This window comes from Streptomyces sp. NPDC056480 (assembly GCF_042795405.1).
Taxonomy (GTDB): domain Bacteria; phylum Actinomycetota; class Actinomycetes; order Streptomycetales; family Streptomycetaceae; genus Streptomyces.
In genome coordinates, this window is the sequence record NZ_JBHTSA010000002.1 from 139,295 (window position 1) to 163,341 (window position 24,047).

General features: G+C 73.3%; 23 protein-coding genes. 8 read left to right on the top strand and 15 right to left on the bottom strand.

Annotated features, from left to right (window positions below; translation table 11 throughout):
- Nucleotides 1-20: 20 nt before the first annotated feature.
- The 7 genes from ACFQ79_RS02155 to ACFQ79_RS02185 form a co-directional block, all read right to left on the bottom strand.
- A complete protein-coding gene (locus tag ACFQ79_RS02155) occupies nt 21-806 on the bottom strand; it encodes an ABC transporter ATP-binding protein (RefSeq protein WP_383578906.1) in 786 nt (261 codons plus the stop codon).
- Nucleotides 803-1,705 carry an ABC transporter permease gene (locus tag ACFQ79_RS02160; RefSeq protein ID WP_383578907.1) on the bottom strand — a complete coding sequence of 301 codons (903 nt, stop codon included), beginning with the start codon at nt 1,703-1,705 and terminating at the stop codon, nt 803-805. The genes ACFQ79_RS02155 and ACFQ79_RS02160 overlap by 4 nt, the downstream gene beginning before the upstream one ends.
- Nucleotides 1,702-3,072: an ABC transporter substrate-binding protein gene (locus ACFQ79_RS02165; RefSeq protein ID WP_383578908.1), complete on the bottom strand. Its 1,371-nt coding sequence runs from the start codon at nt 3,070-3,072 to the stop codon at nt 1,702-1,704. Before ACFQ79_RS02165 ends, ACFQ79_RS02160 begins: the two co-directional genes overlap by 4 nt.
- Nucleotides 3,073-3,086: 14 nt before the next feature.
- Complete coding sequence (locus tag ACFQ79_RS02170) at nt 3,087-3,314, bottom strand: ferredoxin family protein (RefSeq protein ID WP_030313017.1); 228 nt, start codon at nt 3,312-3,314, stop codon at nt 3,087-3,089.
- Nucleotides 3,315-3,388: 74 nt separating this feature from the next.
- Nucleotides 3,389-4,156, bottom strand: coding sequence for a GntR family transcriptional regulator (locus ACFQ79_RS02175; RefSeq protein ID WP_383578909.1), 768 nt, complete (start codon nt 4,154-4,156; stop codon nt 3,389-3,391).
- 166 nt (nt 4,157-4,322) lie between these two features.
- Nucleotides 4,323-5,243 (bottom strand): MerR family transcriptional regulator, encoded by a 921-nt coding sequence (locus ACFQ79_RS02180; RefSeq protein ID WP_383578910.1) that lies wholly within the window; start codon nt 5,241-5,243, stop codon nt 4,323-4,325.
- 26 nt (nt 5,244-5,269) lie between these two features.
- Nucleotides 5,270-5,863, bottom strand: a complete 594-nt coding sequence (locus ACFQ79_RS02185) for a hypothetical protein (RefSeq protein ID WP_383578911.1) — start codon at nt 5,861-5,863, stop codon at nt 5,270-5,272.
- Nucleotides 5,864-6,178: 315 nt separating this feature from the next.
- On the opposite strand from ACFQ79_RS02185, the gene ACFQ79_RS02190 reads away from it, so the two are divergent.
- On the top strand, nt 6,179-7,810 hold the full coding sequence (locus ACFQ79_RS02190) for an alpha/beta fold hydrolase (RefSeq protein WP_383578912.1): 1,632 nt from the start codon (nt 6,179-6,181) through the stop codon (nt 7,808-7,810).
- Between the two features lie 27 nt (nt 7,811-7,837).
- Here the strand turns inward: ACFQ79_RS02190 and ACFQ79_RS02195 are convergent, their stop codons facing one another.
- Nucleotides 7,838-9,472: an amidohydrolase gene (locus ACFQ79_RS02195; protein WP_383578913.1), complete on the bottom strand. Its 1,635-nt coding sequence runs from the start codon at nt 9,470-9,472 to the stop codon at nt 7,838-7,840.
- Between the two features lie 94 nt (nt 9,473-9,566).
- Between ACFQ79_RS02195 and ACFQ79_RS02200 the strand changes: the two genes are divergently transcribed.
- The 3 genes from ACFQ79_RS02200 (at nt 9,567) to ACFQ79_RS02210 (ending at nt 11,311) form a co-directional block, all read left to right on the top strand.
- The gene (locus ACFQ79_RS02200) at nt 9,567-10,289 is read left to right on the top strand and encodes a TetR/AcrR family transcriptional regulator (protein WP_383578914.1); all 723 of its coding nucleotides are present in this window, start codon (nt 9,567-9,569) and stop codon (nt 10,287-10,289) included.
- Between the two features lie 63 nt (nt 10,290-10,352).
- On the top strand, nt 10,353-10,862 hold the full coding sequence (locus ACFQ79_RS02205; RefSeq protein ID WP_383578915.1) for a MarR family winged helix-turn-helix transcriptional regulator: 510 nt from the start codon (nt 10,353-10,355) through the stop codon (nt 10,860-10,862).
- A complete protein-coding gene (locus ACFQ79_RS02210; protein WP_383578916.1) occupies nt 10,859-11,311 on the top strand; it encodes a MarR family transcriptional regulator in 453 nt (150 codons plus the stop codon). Before ACFQ79_RS02205 ends, ACFQ79_RS02210 begins: the two co-directional genes overlap by 4 nt.
- Before the next feature lie 108 nt (nt 11,312-11,419).
- Here the strand turns inward: ACFQ79_RS02210 and ACFQ79_RS02215 are convergent, their stop codons facing one another.
- Nucleotides 11,420-11,734, bottom strand: coding sequence for a hypothetical protein (locus tag ACFQ79_RS02215; protein WP_383578917.1), 315 nt, complete (start codon nt 11,732-11,734; stop codon nt 11,420-11,422).
- 317 nt (nt 11,735-12,051) lie between these two features.
- Here ACFQ79_RS02215 and ACFQ79_RS02220 point away from each other — a divergent pair, with 317 nt between their 5' ends.
- Entirely contained in the window at nt 12,052-13,005 is a 954-nt protein-coding gene (locus ACFQ79_RS02220; RefSeq protein ID WP_383578918.1) for a DUF4232 domain-containing protein, read from the top strand.
- Nucleotides 13,006-13,066: 61 nt separating this feature from the next.
- Here the strand turns inward: ACFQ79_RS02220 and ACFQ79_RS02225 are convergent, their stop codons facing one another.
- Nucleotides 13,067-14,404 (bottom strand): hypothetical protein, encoded by a 1,338-nt coding sequence (locus tag ACFQ79_RS02225; RefSeq protein ID WP_383578919.1) that lies wholly within the window; start codon nt 14,402-14,404, stop codon nt 13,067-13,069.
- 320 nt (nt 14,405-14,724) lie between these two features.
- A complete protein-coding gene (locus ACFQ79_RS02230; protein WP_383578920.1) occupies nt 14,725-15,390 on the bottom strand; it encodes a GPP34 family phosphoprotein in 666 nt (221 codons plus the stop codon).
- 230 nt (nt 15,391-15,620) lie between these two features.
- Between ACFQ79_RS02230 and ACFQ79_RS02235 the strand changes: the two genes are divergently transcribed.
- The 3 genes from ACFQ79_RS02235 (at nt 15,621) to ACFQ79_RS02245 (ending at nt 19,029) form a co-directional block, all read left to right on the top strand.
- Nucleotides 15,621-16,559 carry a LysR substrate-binding domain-containing protein gene (locus tag ACFQ79_RS02235; protein WP_383578921.1) on the top strand — a complete coding sequence of 313 codons (939 nt, stop codon included), beginning with the start codon at nt 15,621-15,623 and terminating at the stop codon, nt 16,557-16,559.
- Between the two features lie 134 nt (nt 16,560-16,693).
- Nucleotides 16,694-18,064, top strand: coding sequence for a carbohydrate-binding protein (locus ACFQ79_RS02240; RefSeq protein WP_383578922.1), 1,371 nt, complete (start codon nt 16,694-16,696; stop codon nt 18,062-18,064).
- Nucleotides 18,065-18,264: 200 nt separating this feature from the next.
- Nucleotides 18,265-19,029, top strand: coding sequence for a hypothetical protein (locus ACFQ79_RS02245; RefSeq protein ID WP_383578923.1), 765 nt, complete (start codon nt 18,265-18,267; stop codon nt 19,027-19,029).
- A 22-nt stretch (nt 19,030-19,051) separates the two neighbouring features.
- Here ACFQ79_RS02245 and ACFQ79_RS02250 read toward each other — a convergent pair whose 3' ends face one another.
- The 4 genes from ACFQ79_RS02250 to ACFQ79_RS02265 all read right to left on the bottom strand — a co-directional run bounded on the left by ACFQ79_RS02250 (nt 19,052) and on the right by ACFQ79_RS02265 (nt 23,837).
- Nucleotides 19,052-20,455: a GH1 family beta-glucosidase gene (locus ACFQ79_RS02250; RefSeq protein ID WP_383578924.1), complete on the bottom strand. Its 1,404-nt coding sequence runs from the start codon at nt 20,453-20,455 to the stop codon at nt 19,052-19,054.
- 130 nt (nt 20,456-20,585) lie between these two features.
- Nucleotides 20,586-21,497, bottom strand: a complete 912-nt coding sequence (locus ACFQ79_RS02255) for a carbohydrate ABC transporter permease (protein ID WP_383578925.1) — start codon at nt 21,495-21,497, stop codon at nt 20,586-20,588.
- A complete protein-coding gene (locus ACFQ79_RS02260) occupies nt 21,494-22,459 on the bottom strand; it encodes a carbohydrate ABC transporter permease (protein WP_383578926.1) in 966 nt (321 codons plus the stop codon). The genes ACFQ79_RS02255 and ACFQ79_RS02260 overlap by 4 nt, the downstream gene beginning before the upstream one ends.
- Nucleotides 22,460-22,517: 58 nt before the next feature.
- Entirely contained in the window at nt 22,518-23,837 is a 1,320-nt protein-coding gene (locus ACFQ79_RS02265; protein ID WP_383578927.1) for an extracellular solute-binding protein, read from the bottom strand.
- Nucleotides 23,838-24,047: the final 210 nt, after the last annotated feature.

A 24,047-nucleotide genomic window follows, 5' to 3' on the forward strand; every position in this document is an offset into this window, starting at 1 on the left:
CGCGGCTTCGGGGGCGCGCGTCAGAGCGAGTCGAGGACGCGGCGGCGCAGCGCGGCCGTGTCCGGCGCCCGCCGGGCGTCCCGGGCGCGCGGGTGCGGCACGTCCAGGACGTCGCCGCTCGCGAACAGGGCGACCCGGTCGCCGAGATGGATCGCCTCGTCGACGTCATGGGTGACGAAGACGACGGTCGCGCCCGTGCCGCGCAGGATCTCCACCAGGAGGTCCTGCATCCCGGCGCGGGTGTGGGCGTCGAGCGCGCCGAACGGCTCGTCCATCAGGACGGCCCGGGGGCGGGCCGCGAGGGCGCGGGCCAGCTGGACGCGCTGCCGCTGCCCGCCGGACAGCTGGTGCGGGAGCTTGCGCGCGTGCCCGCCGAGCCCGACCCGCTCCAGCCACTCCTCGGCCGAGCGGCGCCGCTCGGCGCGGGGCACCCGCCGGATGGCGAGGGGCAGTTCGACATTGGCGCGGGCCGAACGCCAGGGCAGCAGCGCGTCGTGCTGGAAGACCAGGGCCCGGTCGGCGCCCGGCCGGCGGATCGGCTCCCCGTCCTGGGTGACCCGCCCCTCCAGCGGAGGCAGCAGACCCGCGAGCGTGCGCAGGAGGGTGGTCTTGCCGCAGCCCGACGGGCCGACCACGGTCAGCAGCTCGCCGGGGGCGATCCGCAGGTCCACGGGCCCGGGCACGGCCACCCCGTCGGGGTGGCCGAGACGGACGCCGTGCAGGGCGAGTTCCGCACCGGCGGAGGCCGCCGGCGCCGTCGGCGCGGACGGCTCGGCGGACACGGCGGACGGGCTCACGGTGCTCATGGAACCGGCTCCTTCTCGGGGCGGCGGACGGCGGAGGGGGAGGAGGGATCGGAAGCGGCGGGCGTGGTCGCGGCGCGGTCGGTGCCGCCCGCCGGAACCCGGGCGGCCGGGCGCGGCAGCCACGCCGTGACCCGGCGGCCCAGGGTCTCCACCGCGGTGGAGGTGAGCCAGCCCAGGGCGCCGATGGTGGCCATGCCGACGAACACACCGGGGTAGTCGACGACCGTGTAGTCCTGCCAGGTGCGGTAGCCCACCCCGTACTCGCCGGAGATCATCTCCGCCGAGATCACACAGATCCACGAGACGCCGATGCCCACCGACAGACCGCCGAAGATCCCCGGCAGGGCACCCGGCAGCACCACCGAGAACAGCACCCGCGCCCTGCTCCCGCCGAGGGTGAGCACCGCCTCCTCCCACACCGGGTTCAGAGCCCGCACGGCGTGCCGGGTCGACACGAGGACGGGGAAGAGGGCCGCGGCGCAGGTGATGAAGACGATGCCCTGCTCGTTGGTGGGGAGCAGCAGGATGGCGACCGGCACCAGGGCGATGGCCGGGATCGGCCGTACCACCTCGACCAGCGGCCCCAGGATGTCGGCGGCCCACCGGGACCGGGCGACGGCCGTCCCGGCCGCCACCCCGAGGACCGCGGCGAGGAGGAAGCCGACCGCGATCCTGCGCAGGCTGTGGCCGAGATCCTGCCAGTACGCCTCGGTGCCGATCCGGTCCCCGAGGGCGGAGGCGACCTCGACGACCGTGGGGAACTGCTCGAACCGCAGCCACAGGTCGACGTCGTACGAGGTCAGCACCTGCCACAGCCCGAGGGCCGCGAGCGGGGAGGCCACCCGGACCAGCCGGCGACCGGCGCTCGTGGCGCCTGTCCGGCGGCTTCCCGTGCTCATGACGCGAGCCTCACGGCGTCCGCGTACGGGACGATGCGCGCGCCCGCGTGCCCGGAGACGTACCGCTCGGCGCCCGAGCGGGTGACGAAGGCCCGCCAGGCGGTGCCGTCCGCGACCCACACCGCCCGGTCCGCGAACCACAGCGTCCCCGTCACCGCGTCCGGCACGTAGGCCGCCCGCACGGAAGCGCCCTTGACGGCCTTGAGGAGTGCGGCGGGGCTGTCGAAGGCACGTATCGTGCGCTGTCCCTCGAGCCACAGCTCGGACTTCGGCCCGGTCGCCTTCGGGTACGCGAGGTCGGGCACCGCCCGGCGCAGCGGCGCCGGGTCGACGAACGCGTCCACGTCGACGTCCTTCACCAGACCGGCCTCCCGGAGGACCGGAACGTCCTCCTTGAGCGCGGCGATCAGCTCCGGGCGGAGCGCCGGGTCGAAGGTCGCGATGCCCTGGGCGCCGTTGTAGAGGTAGACCACCTCGGCGGGCAGCCCGGTCTCCTCGGCGACCGTCTCGGCGGCGGCCACCGGCTGCTTCCGCAGATGATCCGTGGCGCGGTTCTGCGCCCGCAGGAACGCGTCGAGGACGGCGGGTCGCCGCTGGGCGAACTCCTCGCGGACGGTGACCCCGTGGAAGGTCGGCAGGTTCAGCTCGGCGCCGTCGTACAGCGCCGTCGCCTTGCCCTGGAAGGCCAGCAGACCCGGCCAGGCGACGAACTGGGACAGGGCGTCGACGCTTCCGGCCGCCAGGGCCGAAGCCCCCACGCTCGGCTGCTGGTTGAGCTTGCGGACGTCCTTGGCGGGGTCGACCCCGGCTCGCCGCAGCGCCCGTACGAGCGTGCCGTCGGCGGCCGAACCGACACTGGTGGACACCTTGCGGCCCTTCAGGTCCGCGAGCGACCCGAGCGACGAACCCGGGGCGGTGACCACGGTGTTGAGGCCGCCACGGAGGTTGTAGCCGGTGACCGCGACGAGCCGCGTCGGCTCCTTGAGCTGCTTCCCGCGTGCCGCGTTGATCAGCAGCGGGAAATCGCCCATCGAACCGATGTCGATCTTCCCCGCGGTCATCTGTGCGGTGATCGGCGCCCCGGTCGCGTAGTCCTGCCAGACCACCCGGTACGTGAGGCCGTCCTTCCGGCCCCGGTTCGCGAGCTCCTCCTCGAAGTAGCCGAGGGAACGCAGCAACGTACCCGCGGTGACGGTGTTGATGGTCTTCGACTGGTAGCCGACGGTCACCGTGACCGTCTTCCCGTCGGACGAGCCTCCGGCCTCGGCCCCGCCGCAGGCGGTGGCGAGGGGCAGGAGAAGGGCGAGGGGGAGGGCGAGCCGGCCGGCTCCCCGCCGGCGGAGCAGAGGAAGTCTTCCTCGGGACATGGGTGTTCGGCCTTTCACCGGAGCAGATAGGGCATGTTGACGGTGACCGCGCCGGTGGGGCAGCGGGCGGCGCAGGGGCCGCAGTACCAGCACTCGTCCACGTGCATGTACGCCTTGCCGTCCTCCTCGCGGATCGCGAGCGAGTCCAGCGGACACATGTCGACGCAGAGCGTGCATCCGTCGATGCACTTCGACTCGTCGATGGTCACGGGCACGTCGGCGCGCTGGGGGACCAGAGGCATGGCTGTCTCCAGGAAAGGGGTCGGCGGGAAGAGGAGGAGCGGGAGAGGCCGAAGCGGCCGGGGAGGCGGGGCGGTCAGAGCGAGCGGCGCAGGATGCCGCCCATGGTGATGCGGTCGCCGCGGAACCGGATGAACTCCAGGTCCACCGGCCGTCCGTCGGGCAGACACGTCAGCCGCTCCAGCATCAGGACGGCCGCCCCGCGCGGGGCCTGGAGCACGGCGGCGGAGTGCGCGTCGGCGTTGACGGCCTCCAGGGTGATCTCCGCGTGCCCGAGCGGGCCGCCGGTCAGCTGCTCCAAGAGCCGGAACACATCAGTGTTCTCCAGGTCGCAGCCGAGGAGTTCGCCGCCGACGTCCATCGGGAGGTACGACAGGTCGAGGGAGAGCGGCAGCCCGTTGAGCCGGCGCAGCCGCTCGATGCAGAGCACGTCGGTGTGCTCCGGCAGCCCGAGGCGGTGGGCCACCGGCCCCGGCGCGCCGACCGGCCCCATCGTCCGGACCTCGTTGGTGACCTGCCCGTGCTCGCGCAGGGTCTCGGCGAGCCCCTGGAGCCGGTCCAGGCCGTGCGGGTACTTCTCGCACACCACCACCGTGCCGACCCCCGGCTGCCGTTCGACGATCTGCTCGCCGCGCAGCAGGTCGAGCGCCTGCCGGACGGTGTTCCGGCTGGCCCGGTAGTCGGCCGCGATCACGTCCTCCAACGGCAGGATCCCGCCCGGGAAGCCACCCGCCAGGATCTGATGGCGCAGCAGGTCGGCGAGCTGCCGCGCCCGGTCCGCACGCAGCCGCAGACGGCGGGCGGCGGCGACCGGACGGGCGGCGGAAGCGGGTTCGGCGGGCATGGCAAGGAACGTAGCGGCGGGCCGCGCCGGATGGTGTTGCGGCAGTATTGCGCCACCTGACATCCCGTACGCACCCTTCTGACCTGCGGAGATTCAAGGCGGGGGCGGACATCCGCCACCCCGCTGCCCATCACGTGGACGCCCGGCCGCCCACCATGCGGGAAGGTCAGCGGGCCCCGGCCTCCACCTGGACGTGCAGGGCGACGGAGAGATGGTGATGGAGTGCGCCGAGCACCGGCTCGCCCGGGGCGAACAGACCGGTCGCGAGCTTCCAGTACCGGGTGATCACGGGCCCGTCGCTGCGGGCGAGCAGCGGGAGCAGCCCGCGCCGGAAGCCCGGGGAGTCCACCGTCCCCCGGGCGTGGGCGTACGCGGCGACGAAACAGTCCAGCGCGGCACCCTCCGTCAGGGCGCGCCCGGCCGCCAGCTCCGCCGACGCCAGGGTGTACGCCTCCGCCAGCCCGTCGTACAGCACGGCCGGCCGGTACTCCCCGGCCGGCAGCGGCGGCGCCGGCCGCGACCCGGGCAGGTGGACACGCGGATCGGACACCAGCGCGTGCAGCCGGGCGAAGTCGAGGACCTGCCCGGGGCCCGGCTCCTCCGGAAGCCTCGGCACCACCGAGTCGAGCACCGTGGACACCACCCGAGCCGGCAGTCGTGCGGGCAGGATCCGACGCCAGAACCGGGCCAGGGCCGCCGTGTCGGGCGGCACGGACACCGCACCGATCAGCCGCAGCCGCTCGGCCCGCTCCCCGGGCGGGCAGTCCCGCAGCAGCCGCAGCGAGGCCTCGCGCCAGCGCAGCGCGGCCAGTCGGGACCCCAGCTCCCGCAACTGCCCCGAGACGACCTCCTCCAGGGCCTCGTCCTGCGCGAGGACCCGCTCGACCTCCGGGAGTGGCAGATCGAGGCCGCGCAGGGACCGGATCAGCAGGAGCCGGTCGAGCGCCCCCGCCCCGTACCGACGATGCCCACCGGAGCTGCGCCCGGACTCGGGCAGCAGGCCCCGGTCGGAGTAGTACCGCACGGTCTTCACGCTGACACCGGCCCGCCGGGCGAGCTCGCCGATGCTCCACAGTCCCTCGGACACCCCGCAGTACGCCTTCCTCGTGGGCCTCAGTAGGTACCCTTCCAAATGGTCAGCTTCAGTGTGATGTACGGCCCTTCCCGGGAGCCCTCCACGTACTCGGCGAGGGCCACGAGCCCGGTCGACGAGATGACGCAGAACCGGGATCCCTTGCCCATGCCGTAGGTTTCCACCGCGTCCTGGAAGCGGGTCACGGAACTGCACGTCGCGTAGGTGCCGCTCTCCTGCCGCTTGAGGGGCACGAACTGGGCGCCCTGGTCGGAGCGGAACTCGCCCGCGTACTCGTAGATCTCCTTGTCCGCGTCTCTGCTGACGGGCCGGATCGGGTCGTCGTCCAGATCGAATCCGTAGTCGTCGGCAAGCTCGACGGACAGGGTCCTGAAGACGTCCGAGGGACGTCCGGCGGAAGCCGACGGGGTCGATGCGGGCGTGGCCGTGGGCGTGGGGGGCGGCGTCCCGGACGGGGGTGGGGTGGTCGTCGGCGCGTCCGTCGTGGTGGAGGGCGCCGCGACGGCGGGGGGCACCCTCGTGTTCGCGGTGGGGGAGTTGAGCAGGATGGGAAGCCCGAAGAATCCGAGGACGAGACCCGCGAGGCCGGTGAACGCCGAGATCCACGCCGGCACGTCTCTGAACCGCCCTTCCCGGCGCTCGCGGCGGTCCCCGGGACTCGTCGGGTCCGACGTGGATGAAGGTGCCGGTGGTGTGGGAGTGGTCATGACTTTCCCCCTGAGTCAGCCAATCGGGTCTGGAGCGTGCCGCAGTCTGACCGTTCCGAATCCCTTTGATGGCCTGTTCGCGCGAGGTTGACCGAATCCCGGCTGTCGGTGGCCGTCGATCACCTGCGGCTGCCGCCTCGGGCCCGCGGCTCCTTGAATCTCCCCCTGGGGGAGTTCCTAGCGTGACGGCGAGGCACCCCCGAGAAGCGCGAGGAGACGAACATGACCGTGTACGTGCTGGTGTCGGGCCCCTTCACCGGTGGCTGGCTCTGGGAGGAGACCGTGTCCAGGCTCCGGGCGGCGGGCTCGGAGGCGTACGCGGTGACCCTCCCGGGCATCGGCGACCGACGGGCGGACACCGGACCGGGCATCGACCTGGAGACGCACATCCAGGAGCTGGTGCGGCTGATCGACGGCATCCGGACGCCCCAGCTCGTGCTCGTCGGACACGGTTACGGGCTCCACCCGGTGCTCGGCGCCGCCGACCGGCGTCCCGAGCGCGTCGCCCGGATCGTCTCCCTCGACACGGGTCTGCCCGAGGACGGCGAGGCCGCCGCGCGCTCCGTGCCCGACCCCGGGGTACGGACACGCCTGGCGAACGGCGGTGGGAGCGACAGGGACGGGAGCGACGGGGCCCGGACGGACGGGGCCTGGCCCGGTGGGGCCGGGCCTGGTGGGGCCGGGGCCGACACGGGCCACGGGTGGCTCGCGCCGCCGGACCCTGGCGCCTGGTCCCGCTGGGGCAGCACCGAGGGCGTCCCGGCCGAGGCGCTCGAACGGCTCGGCCGCCTCGCCGCACCGCAACCGGTGCGCACGCTCACCCAGCCGCTCCGGCTGACCGGCGCGGCCGCCGCCCTGCCGGTCACCGGCGTGCTGTGCACCGCCAACGGCTCCAGTGTCGACCTGGTGCAGATGCTGGTGGACTCGGGGCCGCCCCGGTTCCGGGCGCTCGCCGACGACAGGATCCGTTTCATCGACCTCGGCACCGGTCACTGGCCGATGCTCTCGGCACCCGGGGAACTGGCCGAGGTGCTGGGCCGGGCGGCGGCCGGGGAGGGGCACCGGATGACCGCGTCCGAGCGGACGCACGAGCAGCCGACGCACCTGCTTCCCTTCCTCCTCGACGTACCCGAGGTGCCGCGCGAGCGGCGGGGACGGGTCGATCTCCACCTGCCCGGCGGGCCCGGCGCGCCGACCACGGGAGACCGGCGCCTTCCCGAGGCCGATCGGCCCCGGCCGGCCGTCGTCTTCGTCCACGGCGGCCCGGTCGCCCCCGACCAGTGGCCCACCCCGCGGGACACCCCGTTCCTGCTCGGGTACGCCCGCTACGCGGCGAGCCTCGGAGCGATCGGCGTGACCCTCGACCACCGGCTGCACGGACTCGCCGACTTCGCCCGCGCGGCCGATGACCTCGCCGAAGCCGTCGCGCTCGTCCGCGCCGACCCGCGCGTCGACGCGGACCGGATCGCGCTCTGGTTCTTCTCCGCGGGCGGGCTCCTCGCGGCGGACTGGCTGGCCGCGCCCCCGCCGTGGCTGCGCTGCCTGGCGGCGAGCTACCCCGCCCTGGCGCCGCTCCCCGGCTGGGGCGCCGTGGAGTCGCGCTTCCGGCCCGCCGACGCCGTGGGCACCGCGGACGGCCCGCCGATCGTCCTGACGCGGGCCGGACAGGAGCACCCGGCCTTCGCGGCGACGGTCGAGGAGTTCCTGACCGCCGCCCGGAGGAACGGTACGGACGTCGAGGTCGTCGACGTTCCGCACGGCCACCACAGCTTCGAACTCGTCGACCCCACGGACGAGTCGCGCGCGTGCGTGGAGCGAGCGATGCGCTCGGTGCTCGGGCACCTGCGGGACTGACCGGCGACCGGGCCGGGCGCCGCCCGGTCAGCGCGCGTACACGAGACGGCCGCCCACGTACGTGCGCTCCACCCGGGCCGCGGCGATCTCCTCCGGAGGCCCGGTCAGGAGGTCGCGGTCCAGGACCACGAGGTCGGCGAGGTTCCCGGGGCGCAGGCTGCCCGCGTCGTCGTGGCCGTTCGCATGGGCCGAGCCGGCGGTGTAGGCGGCGAGGGCCGTGGGCAGGTCGAGGCGCTGCTCCGGCAGGAAGACGCGGTCGTCGGTGGTGCCGGGCTCCCGGCGGTTGACGGCCACGTGGATGCCCGCGAGCGGGTCGGGGCTGCTCACCGGCCAGTCGCTGCCCGCGACGAGGGTGGCACCGGCCCGCACCAGATCGCCGAACGGGTACTGCCAGGAGGTGCGTTCGGGACCCAGGAACGGGATGGTGAGTTCGTCCATCTGCGGCTCGTGGGCCGCCCAGAGCGGCTGGATGTTGGCGAGCGCGCCGAGCGCGGCGAACCGGGGGAGGTCGTCCGGGTGGACGACCTGGAGATGGGCGAGGTGGTGGCGGTTGCCGCGGCGCCCGTTGGCGGCGACCGCGGCCTCCAGCGCGTCGAGGGCCTCGCGGACGGCCCGGTCGCCGAGGGCGTGGAAGTGGACCTGGAAGTCGAGGGCGTCGAGCTCCGCCACGTACCCGCGCAGCGCCCCGGGGTCGACGAAACTGAGTCCGCTGTTGGCGGTGGCGCAGCCGCAGCCGTCCAGGTACGGGGAGGTCATGGCGGCCGTGAAGTTCTCCGCGATCCCGTCCTGCATGATCTTCACCGAGGTCGCCCGGAACCGGCCGTGGCCCAACTTCTCGCGCAGTGCCACCAGTTCGGCGATCTGCTCGGACCCGCGCCGTCGGTCCCACCAGAGCGCCCCGGTGACCCGGGCGGTGAGCGAGCCGTCGCGGGCGGCGGTCGCGTAGGCGTCCGAGGGGTCGGCCCGGCCGCTGAACGCGCCCAGGAGCGCGTCCTGCCAGCCGGTGACGCCGAGCGAGTGCAGCAGCTCCTGGGCGCGCAGAAGCCCCGCGAGGCGGTCCGCCGGAGTGCTCGCCGGCACGAGGCGCGACACCAGCGCCGTGGCGCCCTCCTGGAGCATGCCGCTGGGCGTACCGTCCGGCTCGCGCTCGATGCGGCCGTCGGCGGGGTCCGGGGTGCCGGCGGTGATCCCGGCGAGTTCGAGGGCCTTCGTGTTCGCCCAGGCGCCGTGGTGGTCCCGGTTGGACAGCAGCACCGGCCGGTCCGGGACGACGGAGTCGAGCAGCTGGCGGGTGGGCAGTCCGCCCGTGAAGCTCTCCATCGACCAGCCGCCGCCGGTGATCCACGCGTGGTCCGGGTGAGCGTCGGCGTACACCCGGACGCGGTCGAGGTACTCCGGGATGCCGACCGTGCCCGTCAGATCGCACTCGGCCAGTTCCGAACCACCGAACACCGCGTGGACATGGGCGTCCTGGAACCCCGGGAGCAGCAGCTTCCCGGTCAGGTCGACGACCTCGGTCCGGGGGCCGACGAGTTCCCGCACCTCGTCGTGGCCGACGGCGACGATGCGGTCGCCCGCGACGGCGAGCGAGCTCGCCCGGGTGCGGGCCGGGTCGACCGTGAAGACGGGTCCGCCGGTGAAGACCAGATCGGCCGAGGTCATGGGGGTGCTCCTGGGGACGTGCGACGACGGGTGCCGACACCATGCAATCCGTACCGCCATATACACGTCAATGGTGTTGACATAAGGTGCGCGCATGGTCGAACGCGTGGTTCCCGAGGGCAGCCGGCGCCGCCGCCGCCCCACCAAGCAGGGCGCCGTCCTCTCGGAACGCCTCATCGTCGAGACCGCCCTGCGGCTGGTCGAGCAGCACGGCGCGGCGGCACTCTCCGTACGGAGACTCGGCGCGGCTCTGGGCGCCGACCCCACCGCCCTCTACCGCTACTTCCGCAACACGGACGCCCTGCTCCTCGCCCTCGCCGACGAGCTCATCGGCCGGGCGCAGGAGGGCTGGACGGCCACCGGCGACTGGCGCGCGGACCTCCGCGCGATAGGGCTCCGCCTCCATGCCCGCTATCAGGCCCATCCGCAGGCCGCGCTCCTCGCGGCGCACCGGACCACGGGGCGCACCCATGAGACCCGGGTGGTCGAGAGGATCCTCGGAGTGCTGCGTACGGCCGGCTTCCCGGATGACCTCGCGGTCCGGATCTATCACGCCTTCGTCGACCAGGCCCTCGCCTTCGCCGCCCAGGACGCGGCGGCACTCGCCCTGCCGCCCGCCGCGCGGGAGAAGGAGGCGGAGGTCTGGCACGCGGTGTACGGCAGGCTGCCGACCGGCACCCACCCGGGCATCGCGGCCGCGTACCCCCTGCTGGCCGCCGACATGCGCGACAGCGGCTACCCCTTCGCGCTGGAACTCCTCCTCGCCGGGGCGGCGACGCTGCCCCCCCGGGCGGGGGCCTCGTCCGCCGGCGAGTAGGACCGGCCGCGGGCCCGGCGAAAACAGTAGCCATGTACATAGTAGCCATGTACTGTATTCAGCGTGAGTACAGCAACCAACGGCGCCTCGGCGGGATTTCTCGTCTGGCGCCTGTCGATGAAGTGGCGCGTGGCCGTCGACCGGGCGGTCGCACCGCTGGACCTGACCCACGCCCAGTACGTGGTGATGGCGTCGCTGTACGGCATGTCGCGCTCCGGACTGCGGCCCAGCCAGCGCGCGCTCGCCGACCGGACGGGGATGGAGCCGTTGTACGTCTCCAAGCTCGCCCGCGCCCTGGAGGCGTCCGGACTCGTGGACCGCACCCGCGACCCCGACGACCCGCGCGCCATGCAGCTGTCGCTCACCGAGCAGGGGCTCGACGTCACGCGCCGGGCGATCACGGTCGTCCAGGACCTCCTGGACCAGCTGCTCGCGCCGCTCGGGGGCCGGACAGCCCCGCGCACGCGGGAGTTCACCCGCGAGCTGACGCTCCTGCTCGACGCCCCGCTCGATCCCCTTGATCCGCTCGATCCGCTCGATCCGCACACCGAGACCGACGAGGAGCCATCATGACCAGCACCACCGCACCCCGCGCCAACGGCCGGGTCCTGGCCCTGGCGCACCACGCGGCACGAGCCCGCCTCGAGGGCGTCCTGACCCGTCACGGCATCACGTTCCACCAGAGTGTCACCCTCCGGGCCGTCGTGGCCGCGGGGGAGACCATCGACCGCGACGAGCTCGTCGGCGACGTCACCGGCTCCCTGAAGACCGACGCCTCGGTGGTGTCCGGCGCGATCGAGGAGCTGACGGCCGCGAAGGCGCTGGAGGCGGACCCGTCGGAGTCGACGAGGGTACGACTCACGGACACCGGACGGGAGTTGTACGAGGTCACCTCGGCCGAATCCGCCGAGGTCTCCGCCCGGCTGTACGCCGGCATCACGGACGAGGACCTGCTGGTCACGGGCCGGGTGCTGACCCTGATCACGGAGCGCGCCAACGCCGAACTGGCCGCCGGGGTCTGAGACTCCGTACGTCCGCGGCCGCGTCCGCGGCCACGAGCGCGTCCGCGTGCGCGTCCACGGCCACTGCCACGGCGATGCTCGCGGTCACCTCCGCGGCCACGGGGTCCTTCAGGCAGCCGGACCCGGCGGTGAGGGCCGGTTCGCGGCCAGGGCTGCGCCGAGGCTCAGGGCGGGGCAGCCCAGTCGTGCCGTCAGCGTGCGTCGCTGCAGTTCCGTCAGCGGGGTCACGAACACCGCCGCGTCGGCACGGGCCTCCTCGCACGCCGCGACGACCTCGCGGACCTTGCCGGAACGCAGGAGGGTCCGCGGCGAGAACGGCAGGGCCATCTTCGCGGCCCCGCCGTCCGAGACGCCGCGCCTCTGGACGAACCGGCCGACGATCCGCGCGCCGCGCGCGGTCAGTTCCGCGGCGGCGGATTCCATGAGAGAGCCGAAGTTCCTCTCCTTCGCGGAGAAGTGACCGACGAGCACGACCCGAGCACCCTCGACCGGCCACGGGCTCGACGGCTGCGGCGACGGCCGGCCTGGAGCCGACCCCGTGGCGCGTCCGGTCGGACGCCGGTCGCGTCCTCGGTGCCCGTGCCGGTTCCGGTGCCGGTTCTCGTGCTGGCGCATGGCTCAGAGGGTAGGCGAGCGCCACCGGCGGCGACACGCCCTTTCACGCGCCCGGCGCGTGAGCAGGCCCGGGCAGGGTGACGTCCGCCATGGCAGCAGGGATCCGGTTCTGATCAACTCTCCACATGCGCCGCACTCGTCCCCACCGCCGCACCCGACTCGACGGCTTGACCCTCCCCGCCGTCGCCGGGCTTCTCCTGCTCACCGCCTGCGGAACCGAGCAGCGCGGGGCCGAGGCCACCGGCACCCCCTCACCACCCGCGTGCGGGCCCGGATCGGACCCCTCGGCGAGCGCCGCCGTACCCACGGCTTCGCTCGCGCCGGACCAGGACGGCGTCAGCGTTGTCGGGACCGGCGGAGGGGCAGGCCCCGGCGGCTCCGCCCGTCCCTGCGCGGTGTACTCCCTCACCAACCGGGAGGGCTGGCCCTTCACGTACGTCGTGACGGTCGGTTTCCTGTCGGAATCGGGCCAGGCGCTGAGCAACGTCGAGGACACCGTCGAGACCGTCGCCCCGGGCCGTACGGTCCGGCGTACCGTCACCGCGTCCGGCCTTCCCCCGGACGCCGTCGGCACGGCGACGGCGAAGGCGAGGATCGAGAAGGTGCGCGGCTTCCCGACGGCCGAGGCGCCCAGCGAGGGCGGGACCTGCCCGCCCGGTGGCGTGCGGGTGTACGCCGACGACGGCGACGCCGCGATGGGACTGCGGGTCGTCGGTCTCCACCTGGAGAACTGCGGGACCCGGCCGTACCGGCTCAACGGCTACCCCCGGATCGAGATCCGCGACGAGGGCCACGACCGCGTCGGAAGCGTGTCGATCGTCCAGGGCGGCGAAGCCATCGCCGGAGGCACCGGCGCGGACGGGCCGCCGCGGCCGGTCGAACTGCGACCGGGTGAGCGGGCCCACGCCGGACTCGTGTGGCGCAACACCGTCGAAGGGGGAGTCGACGGACCCGTGAACGCCCCCTACGCGCGCGTGTGGGCGAAGCCCGGCGCCGCCCCGGTGACCGTGACCCCCGAGCTCGACCTCGGCACGACGGGGAAGCTCGGTGTCGGCCCCTGGAAGAAGGACGAGGAGTAGGGAAGGGGCCGGAGGGGGAGGCGAGCCGGTCACGCAGACCCGCCGACCCCCCTTCCGCGGGTCACGGGTGGGAGAACACGCCCACCATCCGGGTGTCCGGGTTGCTGCTCATCCCGACGATCGCGCCCCCGTCGGCGCGGTTGGCACGCGCGTGCGTGCCCGCGTACCCGTCGTCGGTGAGGAAGATGCCCAGCGCCGCGATCCAGTCGTCGACTTCGCCGGTCGCGGGGTCGTACACCGGCTCCGGACGCGGTACGACCCGCTCCTGCGCGACGTAACCGCCCCGCTCGACGGCGACGCGCACCGCCTTGTCCCACTCCGCGTCCGTGCACTCCCACCCGACGAAGGTGTCCAGTCCGCCGTACCCGGCGCCCGGCTTGAGGATGAGGCGGTCCCGCCGCTCCCGGCAGAGGTCGACGAGGTCGGCGGGAACGGAGGCGTGGAGCGTACGGCTCCACGGCAGGACCCGGTCGACGAGGGCCAGCTCGGCGGCGTCGAACGAGCCGCGCCGACGCGGGTCGGTGAGCAGCGCGAGGGCGCTCTTGTGGGAGTAGAAGCCGCTCTCCAGCGAGGTGAACAGGATGGTCCGGCCGGACTGATGGGCACGGAAGAAAGGTTCCGCCACGTCGGGGCCCGCCGGGTCGTCGAGCAGTTGACTCGCCGCGAAGTTCCGCAGGACCAGGTCCAACGGGGTGCCGTTCAGGGTGAGTTTGCCGTCGGACCGGGTGCGTACCTCGTCGATCTCCCCGATCCGCACATCGATGCCCTGCTCGGCCATCGCCTCGACCGTGGCCCGCATCAGCCTTCCGTACGGGGCCACGCCGCCGCGCCCCTCGATCAGCCCGACCACCGGGTCCCCGCCTCCGGACACCGCCGGCGCGGCGCGGTCGCGCAGGACGGCGGCGGTCCGCGCGGCGATGTCCACGTGGTCGAGCCGGTGCACGCGCGCGAACTCCGCGAACGCGGGCACGCCCAGCAGACCCCGGTTGAACACCGCCATGTCCACACCGCCGACCTCGCTGCCGAGGTTGAACTCCAGGAGCCTGTACGCGGTGCCGTCGTGATAGGCGTCGGCGCGGCCGAACTTGACCGGGACGCCGGAGCCGCCCCGGCGGAGCAGCGCGGCGAGCGGCGGGTCGATCCCGACCTCCGCCGCGTACCGGTCGACGTCCCCGTCGAAGAGCCGCAGCGGCAGTGACACGAGCAGCTCGAAGAGCTCCTCCAGATCCCGCGCGAAGGCGGCCGTCTCCGGGGCGCGTACGAACCAGGGGCGGGGCAGCAGATGCGCGCGCCACGCCCCATCGAAGGCAGGCGGCAGCTCGGCCCGCGCCACGGCCTCGGCGAGCCCGCGGTTCCCGCCCAGGCACTCGTCCACGTATGTCCGGCTCAGATCGGTCATCTGCGTCGCTCGCTTCCCTGAAGGAATCGGGTACGTGATCGGAAAGGCGAGCAGACTACCGCGCGGCGCACGGCGGACCACGCACGGCGGACCACGCACGGCACCGCGCGGTGTGCGCTGCGCACGGCGTCCGCACCCGCCTCGTCCGCGTTAGCGGATCGTGAGCGAGACGTGAGTGACGGGAGGGAGAGTGGTGGCGGACCGGGGCGGGCCGTGGGGGCCTGCCCCGGTCCGCTCCCCGCACCGCGTCGAGCGGCCCTTCCCGCACCGCGTCGAGTGCCGCTCCCCGCACGGCGTCGAGCGGCGCCCGGGGTGTCCGTTCAGCTGGTGACCGCCACCACCGTGGCCGTCGTGACCACGAGCATCGCGGCCTGCATGTCCCTGATCGCCCGGCGCACGCTCTCCGCCGCCCACTGGCCGGCCGTGAGCTCCTCCAGACGGGCCGCGACCTCCTTGCGGGGTATGTCGGGGAACGCGAGGCGGTGGAGCCTGGCTCCGTGGATCAGGGCGAGGAGGCCCGTGGTGCGGGCGCTGTGGGCCGGTCCGGTGGCGAGGACCGCGTGCAGTCTGGTCCTCAGCTCGCGCTCGACGGAACCGTCGGCCTCCGGGTACCGGGAGACCGGGAAGAGGCCCATCACCCGCTGCCGCTCCTCACGCACCAGGCCGCGCTCACGGAGGCTCTCGATCGTGGCCTTCACGGCCTTGGACTGGTCCTTCGTCAGCCACTCGGTGACCTTCGGGGCCTTGCCCTTCTTCGCGCACCACGCGCCGATCTGCCGCAGCCGCTCGTCCAGCAGCGGCACCTCGGTGGGCGTCGCGTCCGCCACCCGCAGCCGCCCGTCGTCGACCGACAGACGCCCTGCCAGGACGAGATCGAGCAGGATGCCGCCCGCGACCGCCCACGCGGCGGTCTGCCGCTCCTTCGCGACCCCGGACACATCGTCCAGGGACAGCAGCATGATCTCCTCCGCGAGCGTGACCGCCACCCCGTACCCCCTGCCTTCCGCATGCGAGCTTCCGCATGCGCGCGTGTGCGGCGCCGCGAGACGGTCCACCGTCCCCCGGCACCCTTCGCCCCTGAGGACGAGCGGAGCACCGACGCGGTTCCCTCCGACGGGCCGCCGCCCACTGTGACCTGCGTCGTTTCGTGGACATGGCGAAATTCGGGTCGTGCTTTGGTCTGGACCGCGGCGGGTCGGCGCGTCAAGCTCTCGCTATGGACTTGGAGCTGAGGCACCTCAAGACGATCCGGGCCATCGCCGACGCGGGGAGCCTCACGCGCGCCGCGACCGCGCTCGGGCTCGCCCAGCCGGCGCTCAGCGCTCAGCTCAAGCGGATCGAACGGGCTCTGGGCGGTGCCCTGTTCGAGCGGGGCCGGGACGGGGTGCGGGCCACGGCGCTCGGTGACCTGGTGCTCGAACGGGCGCGGGTGGTGCTGCCCGCCGTCTGCGAGCTGCAGGAGGAGGCGGTGCGCTTCGCCCGGGGCGGGGCGGAGGGCTACCGGCTCGGTGGCACCCACGGACCGCTGCTCGGCGGCCTGGTCGACCGGATCGCGCGCGACGACCCCGGCGCCCCCGTCACCACGTACATCTCGTGGTCGGAGCGCGAGATCGCCGGCGGGGTCGCCGACGGCCGCCTCGACTTCGCCCTCGTCGGGGTCTGCGGGGAGAGCGGTCCGCCCGAGGCGGGCCGGCTGGCCTGGACGGAGGTCGCCCGCGACCCGGTGTACGTGATGCTGGCCGCCGACCATCCGCTGGCGCCCCGCGCGAAGATCGACCTGGCCGAACTGGCGGCCGAGGCCTGGACCGACGTGCCGGGCGACGGCTGCTTCGGCGACTGTTTCGCGGCCGCCTGTGTACGGGCCGGGTTCACCCCTGCCTGTGTGTACGAGACGGACACCGCCTCCTGCGTCCACCTGGTGCAGGTCGGCAGGGCCGTCGGACTGTGCCGGGCCACCTTCCCCGTCACCCCGGGCCTCGTCACCCGCCCCCTCGCCGGCGCCCCGCTCATGTGGCGGCACCTGCTCGGCTGGCATCCCGAGGGGCGCGCGGCCTCCCGGTCCGCCACCGTCCTCGGCCACACCCGCGCCGCCCACGCCGAGGCGCTGGCGACCAGCGCGGGCCGGCTGCACGCGGGGGTGGCGCCGCCGGCATAACGCCATGGCAGGGGCCGACTGGCAACTCCCTTCTCCTCGTTGCGATCCCTACGGTTCCAGCAGATCCCCCACCGCGATCGCGATCAGGGATCCGAGATCCACGAACCGCGATCCGAGAACCGAGGAGACTCCCCATGCTCCGACGACACGCCCGCGCGGCGTGTACCGCCCTCGTCGCCGCCGGAATGGCGCTGGCCGGACTCCAGGCGGGTTCCGCCGCCGCGGCCCCGGACGCCCGGGACCCGCACCGCGCCCCGACCGTCAGGACCGCCGCCCAGGCGCTCGGCGCCGACTCCGCCCGGCCCGAGCTGCTCGACGCCATGCGGCGCGACCTGGGACTCACCCACTCCCAGGCCCTGACCCGCCTCGCCAACGAGGCCGAGGCCGGCGCCACCGCCGCCCGGCTTCGCCAGGGCCTCGGCGGTGCCTTCGCCGGTGCCTGGGTGGACGGCGCCGAAGCCGGCACCCTGACCGTGGCCACCACCCGCGCCGCCGACACCACCGCGATACGGGCCACCGGTGCGCGGGCCCGGCTCGTGACGCACAGTCTGACCTCCCTGGAACGCGCCAAGGAGCGCCTCGACCGGTCCGCCGGCACCGACGCGCCCGTCCGCTACGTCGATGTCCGCGCCAACGTCCTGGTCGTCGAGGAGACCAGGGCCGGTGCCGGGGCGCGGCTCGTGAAGGCCACCGGCGTCCCGCGCGAGCTGGTGCGCGTCGTACGCGCCGGCCAGGCACCCCGCCCGCTGTACGACATCCGGGGCGGCGACGCGTACTACATGGGCGGCGGCGGCCGCTGCTCGGTCGGCTTCGCGGTGACGCGGGGCACCACCCAGGGCTTCGCCACCGCCGGTCACTGCGGCCGGGCGGGCACCACCACCAGCGGGTTCAACCAGGTGGCGCAGGGCAGCTTCCAGGGTTCGGTCTTCCCCGGCAACGACATGGCCTGGGTCGCCGCGAACGCCAACTGGACCTCCACCCCGTACGTGAAGGGCTCCGGCGGCGCGAACGTCCAGGTGACCGGCTCGGTGCTGCAGCCCGTCGGCTCCTCCGTGTGCCGCTCCGGCTCGACCACCGGCTGGCACTGCGGCACCGTGCAGCAGCACAACACCAGCGTCACGTACCCCGAGGGCACCATCTCCGGGGTGACCCGTACGACCGTCTGCGCCGAGCCCGGCGACTCCGGAGGCTCGTACATCTCCGGCAGCCAGGCGCAGGGCGTCACGTCCGGCGGTTCGGGCAACTGCTCCAGCGGCGGCACCACCTTCTTCCAGCCACTGAATCCGCTGCTCCAGACCTACGGGCTCACGCTGAAGACCACCGGCACCGACCCGGGCCCCGGGCCGGGCGAGCCGGAGCCGGGCGGCACGTGGGCCGCCGGAAAGGTCTACGCGGCCGGGGATGTCGTCACCTACGGCGGCGCGAGCTACCGCTGCCTCCAGGGCCACCAGGCCCAGGCGGGATGGCAGCCGCCGAACGTCCCGGCGCTCTGGCAGCGCCTGTGACCCTGGCCGAATAGTGACCGGGGGTGCCGCGGACCCGAGGGGGGTGTCGCGGCACCCCCTCGCGCACGCCGTAGGATCACCGCGATCTTGATCGACAACGTTGGTCGACAACGTTGGTCGACACCGTTGGTCGACGACCACGGTCAACTACAGGGTGCCGTCCTCGGAACGGCACGTGCGCCTCGCGGGGGAGTCGGCACATGAACAGGTTTCGGGCAGTCGTGGCCTCGGTCGTTCTGACCTCGTCCGTGGCGGTGACGCTGACGGGCTGCGGCTCATCCGAGCCCTCGGACCCCAAGGGTTCGACGGGGCGGCCCGACGCCGGGAAGGCGTCGGAGGGCCAGACCTCCACCGGCGGCTCGGCCACCGGCGGCGGGGAGGGCGGGGCCGCCCCGGCCACCGAGAAGCTCGCCGCCGACCCCGGCACCCGCTACACGGCCATCGCCGTGCCGGAGCTGGAAGGACTCGTCTGCGACGAGGGCGACGGCGGCTTCCACTACGGCAGCGACCTCGACATCATCGTCACCGGAGACGAGGACCTCAAGGAGATCGAGGGCGACAGCCAGGACCTCGCCGACGAGGTGTCCTGCTTCGGCAGCCCGCGCAACGTCCTCCGCAAGGGCACCATGTCGGCGTCTGCGCCCATGTTCACCGCCAGGACCCACCTGTACGAGGACGTGTCCGACCCCGCCGCCGCGCTGAACGGGATCTACGACGCGTCCGTGGAGCTCGCCACTGGCTACGGCCGCGACTTCACCGGCGAGCCCCTGACCGCCACCAGCAGCGGCCTCGTCGTGAAGTGCCGGCAGAACGTCACCGACACCTTCCCGATGACCACCTGCTTCTGGGCGAACTACGGCGCCGCCGGCGTCGTGGACTTCTTCCCGGCGGACGCGCAGTACGTCCCCCTCAACTCGGCCGTCCCGTGGACCCGGGCCTTCGTCGCCGGCGCGCTGCGGAACTAGCCGGCCCGGGCGCGGGCCCCCGTCAGGCCTCCGCCAGGCCCCCGCGGGCGATGACCTCCGCGTACCAGCGGGCGCTGTCCTTCAGTGTCCGCCGCTGCGTCGCGAAGTCCACGTGGACGATGCCGAACCGCTTGCTGTAGCCGTACGCCCACTCGAAGTTGTCCAGGAGCGACCACAGGAAGTACCCGCGGACGTCCGCCCCGTCCGCGAGCGCGCGGTGCACCGCCGCCAGATGCGCGTGGAGGTACGCCACCCGCTCCGGGTCCTTCACGTTGCCCGAGGGGTCGGCGTAGTCGTCGTACGCCGCTCCGTTCTCGGTGATCACCAGCGGTACGCCCGGCAGTTCGTCCCGCAGCCGGATCAGCAGCTCGTGCAGCCCGTTCGCGTCCACCGGCCAGTCCATCGCCGTCCGCGGCCCCGGGGCAGGCTCGAACCGGACGTGCCGCTCCGCGCCCGCCCACGGCGAGGGCGACTCCGAGCTGCCCGCCCCGACGACCGAGGGGGAGTAGTAGTTGATCCCGAGCGAGTCGATCGGCGCGGCCGCCGCCGACAGATCGCCGTCCCGCACGAAGGACCAGTCCGTGACCGACGCGGTGTCGCGGACCAGGTCCTCCGGGAGCCGGCCGTGGAAGACGGGGTCGAGGAAGACGCGGTTGCCGACCGCGTCGATCCGCCGCGCCGCGTCCAGGTCCTCCGGCGCCTGCGAACAGGGCCGTACCGCGTGGAGGTTGAGGGTCAGCGACACCTCGGAAGCGCCGGGCAGCGCCCCGCGCAGGGTGCGTGCCGCGAGCCCGTGCGCCAGGTTGAGGTGGTGGGCGGCGCGGAGCGAGGCGAGGGCGCTGGTGCGGCCCGGGGCGTGCACGCCGTTGCCGTAGCCGAGGAAGGCCGCGCACCAGGGCTCGTTGAGCGTGGTCCAGGTCGCCACCCGGTCGCCGAGGGCGTCCGCCATGATGGCCGCGTACTCGGCGAACCGGTACGAGGTGTCCCGCTGCGGCCAGCCGCCGGCGTCCTCCAACTCCTGCGGGAGGTCCCAGTGGTAGAGCGTCGCCACCGGGCGGATGCCGGCGTCGAGGAGCCGGTCGACGAGCCGCCGGTAGAAGTCCAGGCCCTTGCGCACGGCCGGGCCGCGCCCGGTGGGCTGCACCCGCGGCCAGGCGATCGAGAAGCGGTAGTCGGTCACGCCGAGCCTACGCATCAACTCGACGTCCTCGTCGACCCGGTGGTAGTGGTCGGCGGCGATGTCACCGGTGTCGCCGTTGCGCACCTTGCCGGGCGTACGGCTGAAGGTGTCCCAGATGGAGGGCGTGCGGCCGTCCTCCGCCGCCGCCCCCTCGATCTGGTAGGCGGCCGTGGCGGTGCCCCAGCGGAAGCCCTCGGGGAAGCGGAGGCCGGTCGTCGTGTCGGTTCGGGCGTCGAGCGCGGTCATGGGGTGGGAACTCCCTGGAGTGAGGGGTCTGGAGTGAGAGGTCGGGGAGGGCGCGGCCCCGCGGCGGGCCGGGGGAGGCGGCGCGGGGCGGCCTGGGGGCCTGGCGGTTCGGGTCGGCGCGGGCGGACGGTCAGCCCTTGACCGCGCCCTGCATGATGCCGCCGACGATCTGCCGGCCCAGCAGGCCGAAGACCAGGAGCACCGGCAGGGTGCCGAGCAGCGTGCCCGCCATGATCACGGACTGGTCGTGGACGTATCCGCCGCCGAGCTGGCGCAGGGCGACCTGGACCGTGGGCTCGGAGGAGGTGAGGGCGACGACCGGCCAGAAGAAGTCGTTCCAGGCGGCCATGAAGGTCAGCAGGCCCAGCACGGCCATGCCGGGCCGGGCGATCGGCACCACGATCGACCAGAAGATGCGGGCGGTGGACGCGCCGTCGACCCGCGCCGCCTCGATCAGCTCGTCCGGCAGCGTCTGCACCAGGTACTGGCGCATGAAGAACACCCCGAACGCGGACACCAGGCCCGGCAGGATCACCGCCTGGAGCTGGTTCACCCAGCCCAGCTCGGCGATCAGCATGAACAGCGGGATCACGCCCAGCTGCGGCGGGATCATCATGGTGCCGATCGTGATCGCCAGGAGCGCGCCGCGGCCCCGGAAGCGGAGCTTGGCGAAGGCGAATCCGGCGAGCGTGCAGCACAGCACGGTGCCGAGGGTGATCGAACCGGACACGATGAGGGAGTTGAGCAGGGCCTTGCCGATGTCCGCCTCTTCGAGGACCGCCTCGAAGTTGCGGATCAGGTTCGGGCCCGGCAGCAGCGTCGGCGGCACCTTCGCCAGGTCGGCGTTGGACCGGCTCGCCGCGACGATCGTCCAGTAGAAGGGGAACGCGGAGAAGAGGACGGCGACGACGAGGATCCCGTACGCGAGCGGTCCCGCGTGCAGGGTGCGGCCGGCCCGGGAAGGGCCTCGTGCCGCGGTGGGACCGGGCGCGCGGCCGACCCGGGAGGTGTCTCGCGTCACGGTGGAACCGGGCGCGGTCATCGGCCGGCCTCCTTGCGGGAACGGCGGCGCGCGACCAGGGCGTTGACCCCGACGAGCACCACGATGAGCAGGAACATCACCCAGGCGATGGCGGCGGCCCGGCCCAGGTGGAAGAAGCCCCAGCCCTGCTCGTACATGTACAGGCCGAGCGTCTGGTACTGGTGCGAGATGCCGCCGGAGATGGACCCCTCGAGCAGCAGCGGTTCGCCGAACAGCTGGGTCGCGCCGATCGTCGAGACGATGACGGTGAACAGGATGGTGGGCCGCAGCCCCGGCAGCGTGACGTGGAAGAACTGGCGCCACCGCGAGGCCCCGTCCATCGCGGCGGCCTCGTACAGCTCGTGGGGGATCGACTGCATGCCGGCCAGGTAGATCAGCGCGTTGTAGCCGGTCCAGCGCCAGATGACGACCGTCGACACGGCGATCTGCGAGGCGACGGTGCCGTTCTGCCAGTCGACGGGGTCGATGCCGACCAGGCCGAGCGCGTAGTTGATCAGACCGAAGTCCCGCCCGAAGAGCTGGGCGAAGACGAGGGTGGCGGCGGCCACCGACGTCGCGTACGGCAGCAGGACCGCGGTCCGCAGGAAGGTGCGGCCGCGCATCCTGTAGTTCAGCAGATGCGCGAGCCCGAGGGCCATGACGAGCTGCGGCACGGTGGAGAGCACACCGATGGTGAACGTGTTGCGCAGCGAGAGCCAGAAGTACTCGTCGCCGAACAGCGCGGTGTAGTTGCCGAGGCCGCGCCACTCCATGTCGCCCGGTGTCTGGAGCTCCACCCGGTAGAGGGAGACGAAGGCCGTGTAGAGCAGCGGGAAGAGACCGAAGGCGACGAACAGGGTGAAGAACGGGGCGAGGTAGGCGTACGGCGAGAACGACTGCCAGGCCCGCCGGGCGGACCCCCGCCGCGCGGGCGGCGGGACCGGCTTCGGCGGGGCCGGCGTCTCGGATGCGGTGAGGGTCACGGCGCGGCCCTTCGGAGGAGTGGAGGAGACGAGGAGAGGAGGGGTCCGGCGGCGGAGGTCAGCCGACGGTGTTCGCGACGCCCTTCTTCGCGTTCGACCAGGCCTTCTCCGGCGAGGTCCCCTTCCGCTCGACCTCGCTCAGCGCGTTGGTGATCTGCTGCGCGATGTTCTGGTCGTGCACGCCGAGCACCTGCACCGGGGCCGCCTTCGCCGCGTCACCGAAGATCTGCCCGATGGGGGCGTCGGAGAAGAACGGGTCCTTCGCACCGGCGACCTTCTCGATCGCGCCCGTGGCGGAGGGGAAGTTGCCCTGCTTCTGGAAGAGCTTGGTCTGCTGCTCGGGGGCGGTGAGCCACTTCACCAGCTCGTACGCCTCCTTCTTGTGCTTCGCCGCCTTCGGCACCGCCAGGTAGGAGCCGCCCCAGTTGCCGGCGCCGCCGGGGAGCGCGGCGATGTCCCACTTGCCCTTTCCGGCCTCACCGGCCTGGCCCTTGATGTAGCCGAGCATCCAGGCGGGGCACGGGATGGTGGCGAAGGAACCGGCCGCGAAGGCCTGGTTCCACTGCGGTGACCACTGGTCGAGCTTGGCGCTCAGCCCGCCCTGGGCCGCCTGGACGGAGTGGTCCCAGGCGGTGCGCAGCGCCGGGTTCTCCTCCCAGATCAGCTTCCCGGAAGCGTCGTAGTACCGCTCCTTCTCCTGCCCGATCATGATCGAGTAGAGGCTGCCGACACTGTCGAGCCAGGCGCTCTTGCCGGGCGCCTTCGCCTTGTACTGCTTCCCGAGCGCCAGGTAGCCGTCCCAGGTGGACCACTTCCTGGCGAGCTCCGCGCGGTCGGTGGGGAGTCCTGCCTGCTTGAAGAGGTCGGTGCGGTAGCACATCGCCTCGGGGCCGACGTCGGTGCCGAGGCCGAGGACCTCGCCGCCCTTGCCGGCGGCGGCGGCCCACTTCGCCGGGGCGAACTGGTCCTCGAGGGAGTCCGCGCCGTACTTCCTGAGGTCCTCGAAGCGGTCGGCCTGCTGCTGAGTGACGGAGGCGATCCGGCCCACCTCGATGCCCTGCACGTCGGCGAGGCCGGCGCCGCCGGCGAGCCGGGTCTGGAGGGACTTCCAGTAGTCGGCCTCGTCCTCGGTGTCCGTCTGCTTGATGGTGACACCGGGGTGGAGCTTCTCGTACTCGGCGTAGAGCCCTGCCTCCTTGTATCCGAAGGAGCCGAACAGGTCGACGGTGATGGTGACCTCGCCCCCCGCGCCATCGGTGGAGGTGTCGTCCGACGCCCCTCCGCAGGCGGCGAGCAGGGCCCCGGTGAGCGCGACCGCCCCCAGACGGACGGCGGCTCGCCTGGCGGTGGTCGTGACGGCGGCTCTGGCGATGGGCATGGGAAGCCTCCCTTGGCTCCGGAACGAGCGAGAGCGACTGAGAGCGCTCTCAAGCGTGCGGGGGGAGCGTGCCTGGGGTGGGGCCCATCCGTCAAGGCTCGAAGGCGTAACGGACGGGAAGCGCCGCCAAGTCCGGCCTGTGTTCAATCTCTTGACACACGTGTTTCGACGGTTTTACGTTTCCGGCGTCCTGAGAGCGCTCTCACGCCT

What these genes read in the sequence shown, in the direction of transcription:
- ACFQ79_RS02245 (WP_383578923.1), top strand. Translation starts at nt 18,265, where the DNA reads ATGAACAGGTTTCGGGCAGTCGTGGCCTCGGTCGTTCTGACCTCGTCC.
- ACFQ79_RS02165 (WP_383578908.1), bottom strand. Translation starts at nt 3,072, where the DNA reads ATGTCCCGAGGAAGACTTCCTCTGCTCCGCCGGCGGGGAGCCGGCCGG.
- ACFQ79_RS02200 (WP_383578914.1), top strand. Translation starts at nt 9,567, where the DNA reads ATGGTCGAACGCGTGGTTCCCGAGGGCAGCCGGCGCCGCCGCCGCCCC.
- ACFQ79_RS02215 (WP_383578917.1), bottom strand. Translation starts at nt 11,734, where the DNA reads ATGGAATCCGCCGCCGCGGAACTGACCGCGCGCGGCGCGCGGATCGTC.
- ACFQ79_RS02160 (WP_383578907.1), bottom strand. Translation starts at nt 1,705, where the DNA reads ATGAGCACGGGAAGCCGCCGGACAGGCGCCACGAGCGCCGGTCGCCGG.
- ACFQ79_RS02235 (WP_383578921.1), top strand. Translation starts at nt 15,621, where the DNA reads ATGGACTTGGAGCTGAGGCACCTCAAGACGATCCGGGCCATCGCCGAC.
- ACFQ79_RS02220 (WP_383578918.1), top strand. Translation starts at nt 12,052, where the DNA reads ATGCGCCGCACTCGTCCCCACCGCCGCACCCGACTCGACGGCTTGACC.
- ACFQ79_RS02210 (WP_383578916.1), top strand. Translation starts at nt 10,859, where the DNA reads ATGACCAGCACCACCGCACCCCGCGCCAACGGCCGGGTCCTGGCCCTG.
- ACFQ79_RS02240 (WP_383578922.1), top strand. Translation starts at nt 16,694, where the DNA reads ATGCTCCGACGACACGCCCGCGCGGCGTGTACCGCCCTCGTCGCCGCC.
- ACFQ79_RS02155 (WP_383578906.1), bottom strand. Translation starts at nt 806, where the DNA reads ATGAGCACCGTGAGCCCGTCCGCCGTGTCCGCCGAGCCGTCCGCGCCG.
- ACFQ79_RS02255 (WP_383578925.1), bottom strand. Translation starts at nt 21,497, where the DNA reads ATGACCGCGCCCGGTTCCACCGTGACGCGAGACACCTCCCGGGTCGGC.
- ACFQ79_RS02170 (WP_030313017.1), bottom strand. Translation starts at nt 3,314, where the DNA reads ATGCCTCTGGTCCCCCAGCGCGCCGACGTGCCCGTGACCATCGACGAG.
- ACFQ79_RS02265 (WP_383578927.1), bottom strand. Translation starts at nt 23,837, where the DNA reads ATGCCCATCGCCAGAGCCGCCGTCACGACCACCGCCAGGCGAGCCGCC.
- ACFQ79_RS02195 (WP_383578913.1), bottom strand. Translation starts at nt 9,472, where the DNA reads ATGACCTCGGCCGATCTGGTCTTCACCGGCGGACCCGTCTTCACGGTC.
- ACFQ79_RS02225 (WP_383578919.1), bottom strand. Translation starts at nt 14,404, where the DNA reads ATGACCGATCTGAGCCGGACATACGTGGACGAGTGCCTGGGCGGGAAC.
- ACFQ79_RS02250 (WP_383578924.1), bottom strand. Translation starts at nt 20,455, where the DNA reads ATGACCGCGCTCGACGCCCGAACCGACACGACGACCGGCCTCCGCTTC.
- ACFQ79_RS02175 (WP_383578909.1), bottom strand. Translation starts at nt 4,156, where the DNA reads ATGCCCGCCGAACCCGCTTCCGCCGCCCGTCCGGTCGCCGCCGCCCGC.
- ACFQ79_RS02190 (WP_383578912.1), top strand. Translation starts at nt 6,179, where the DNA reads ATGACCGTGTACGTGCTGGTGTCGGGCCCCTTCACCGGTGGCTGGCTC.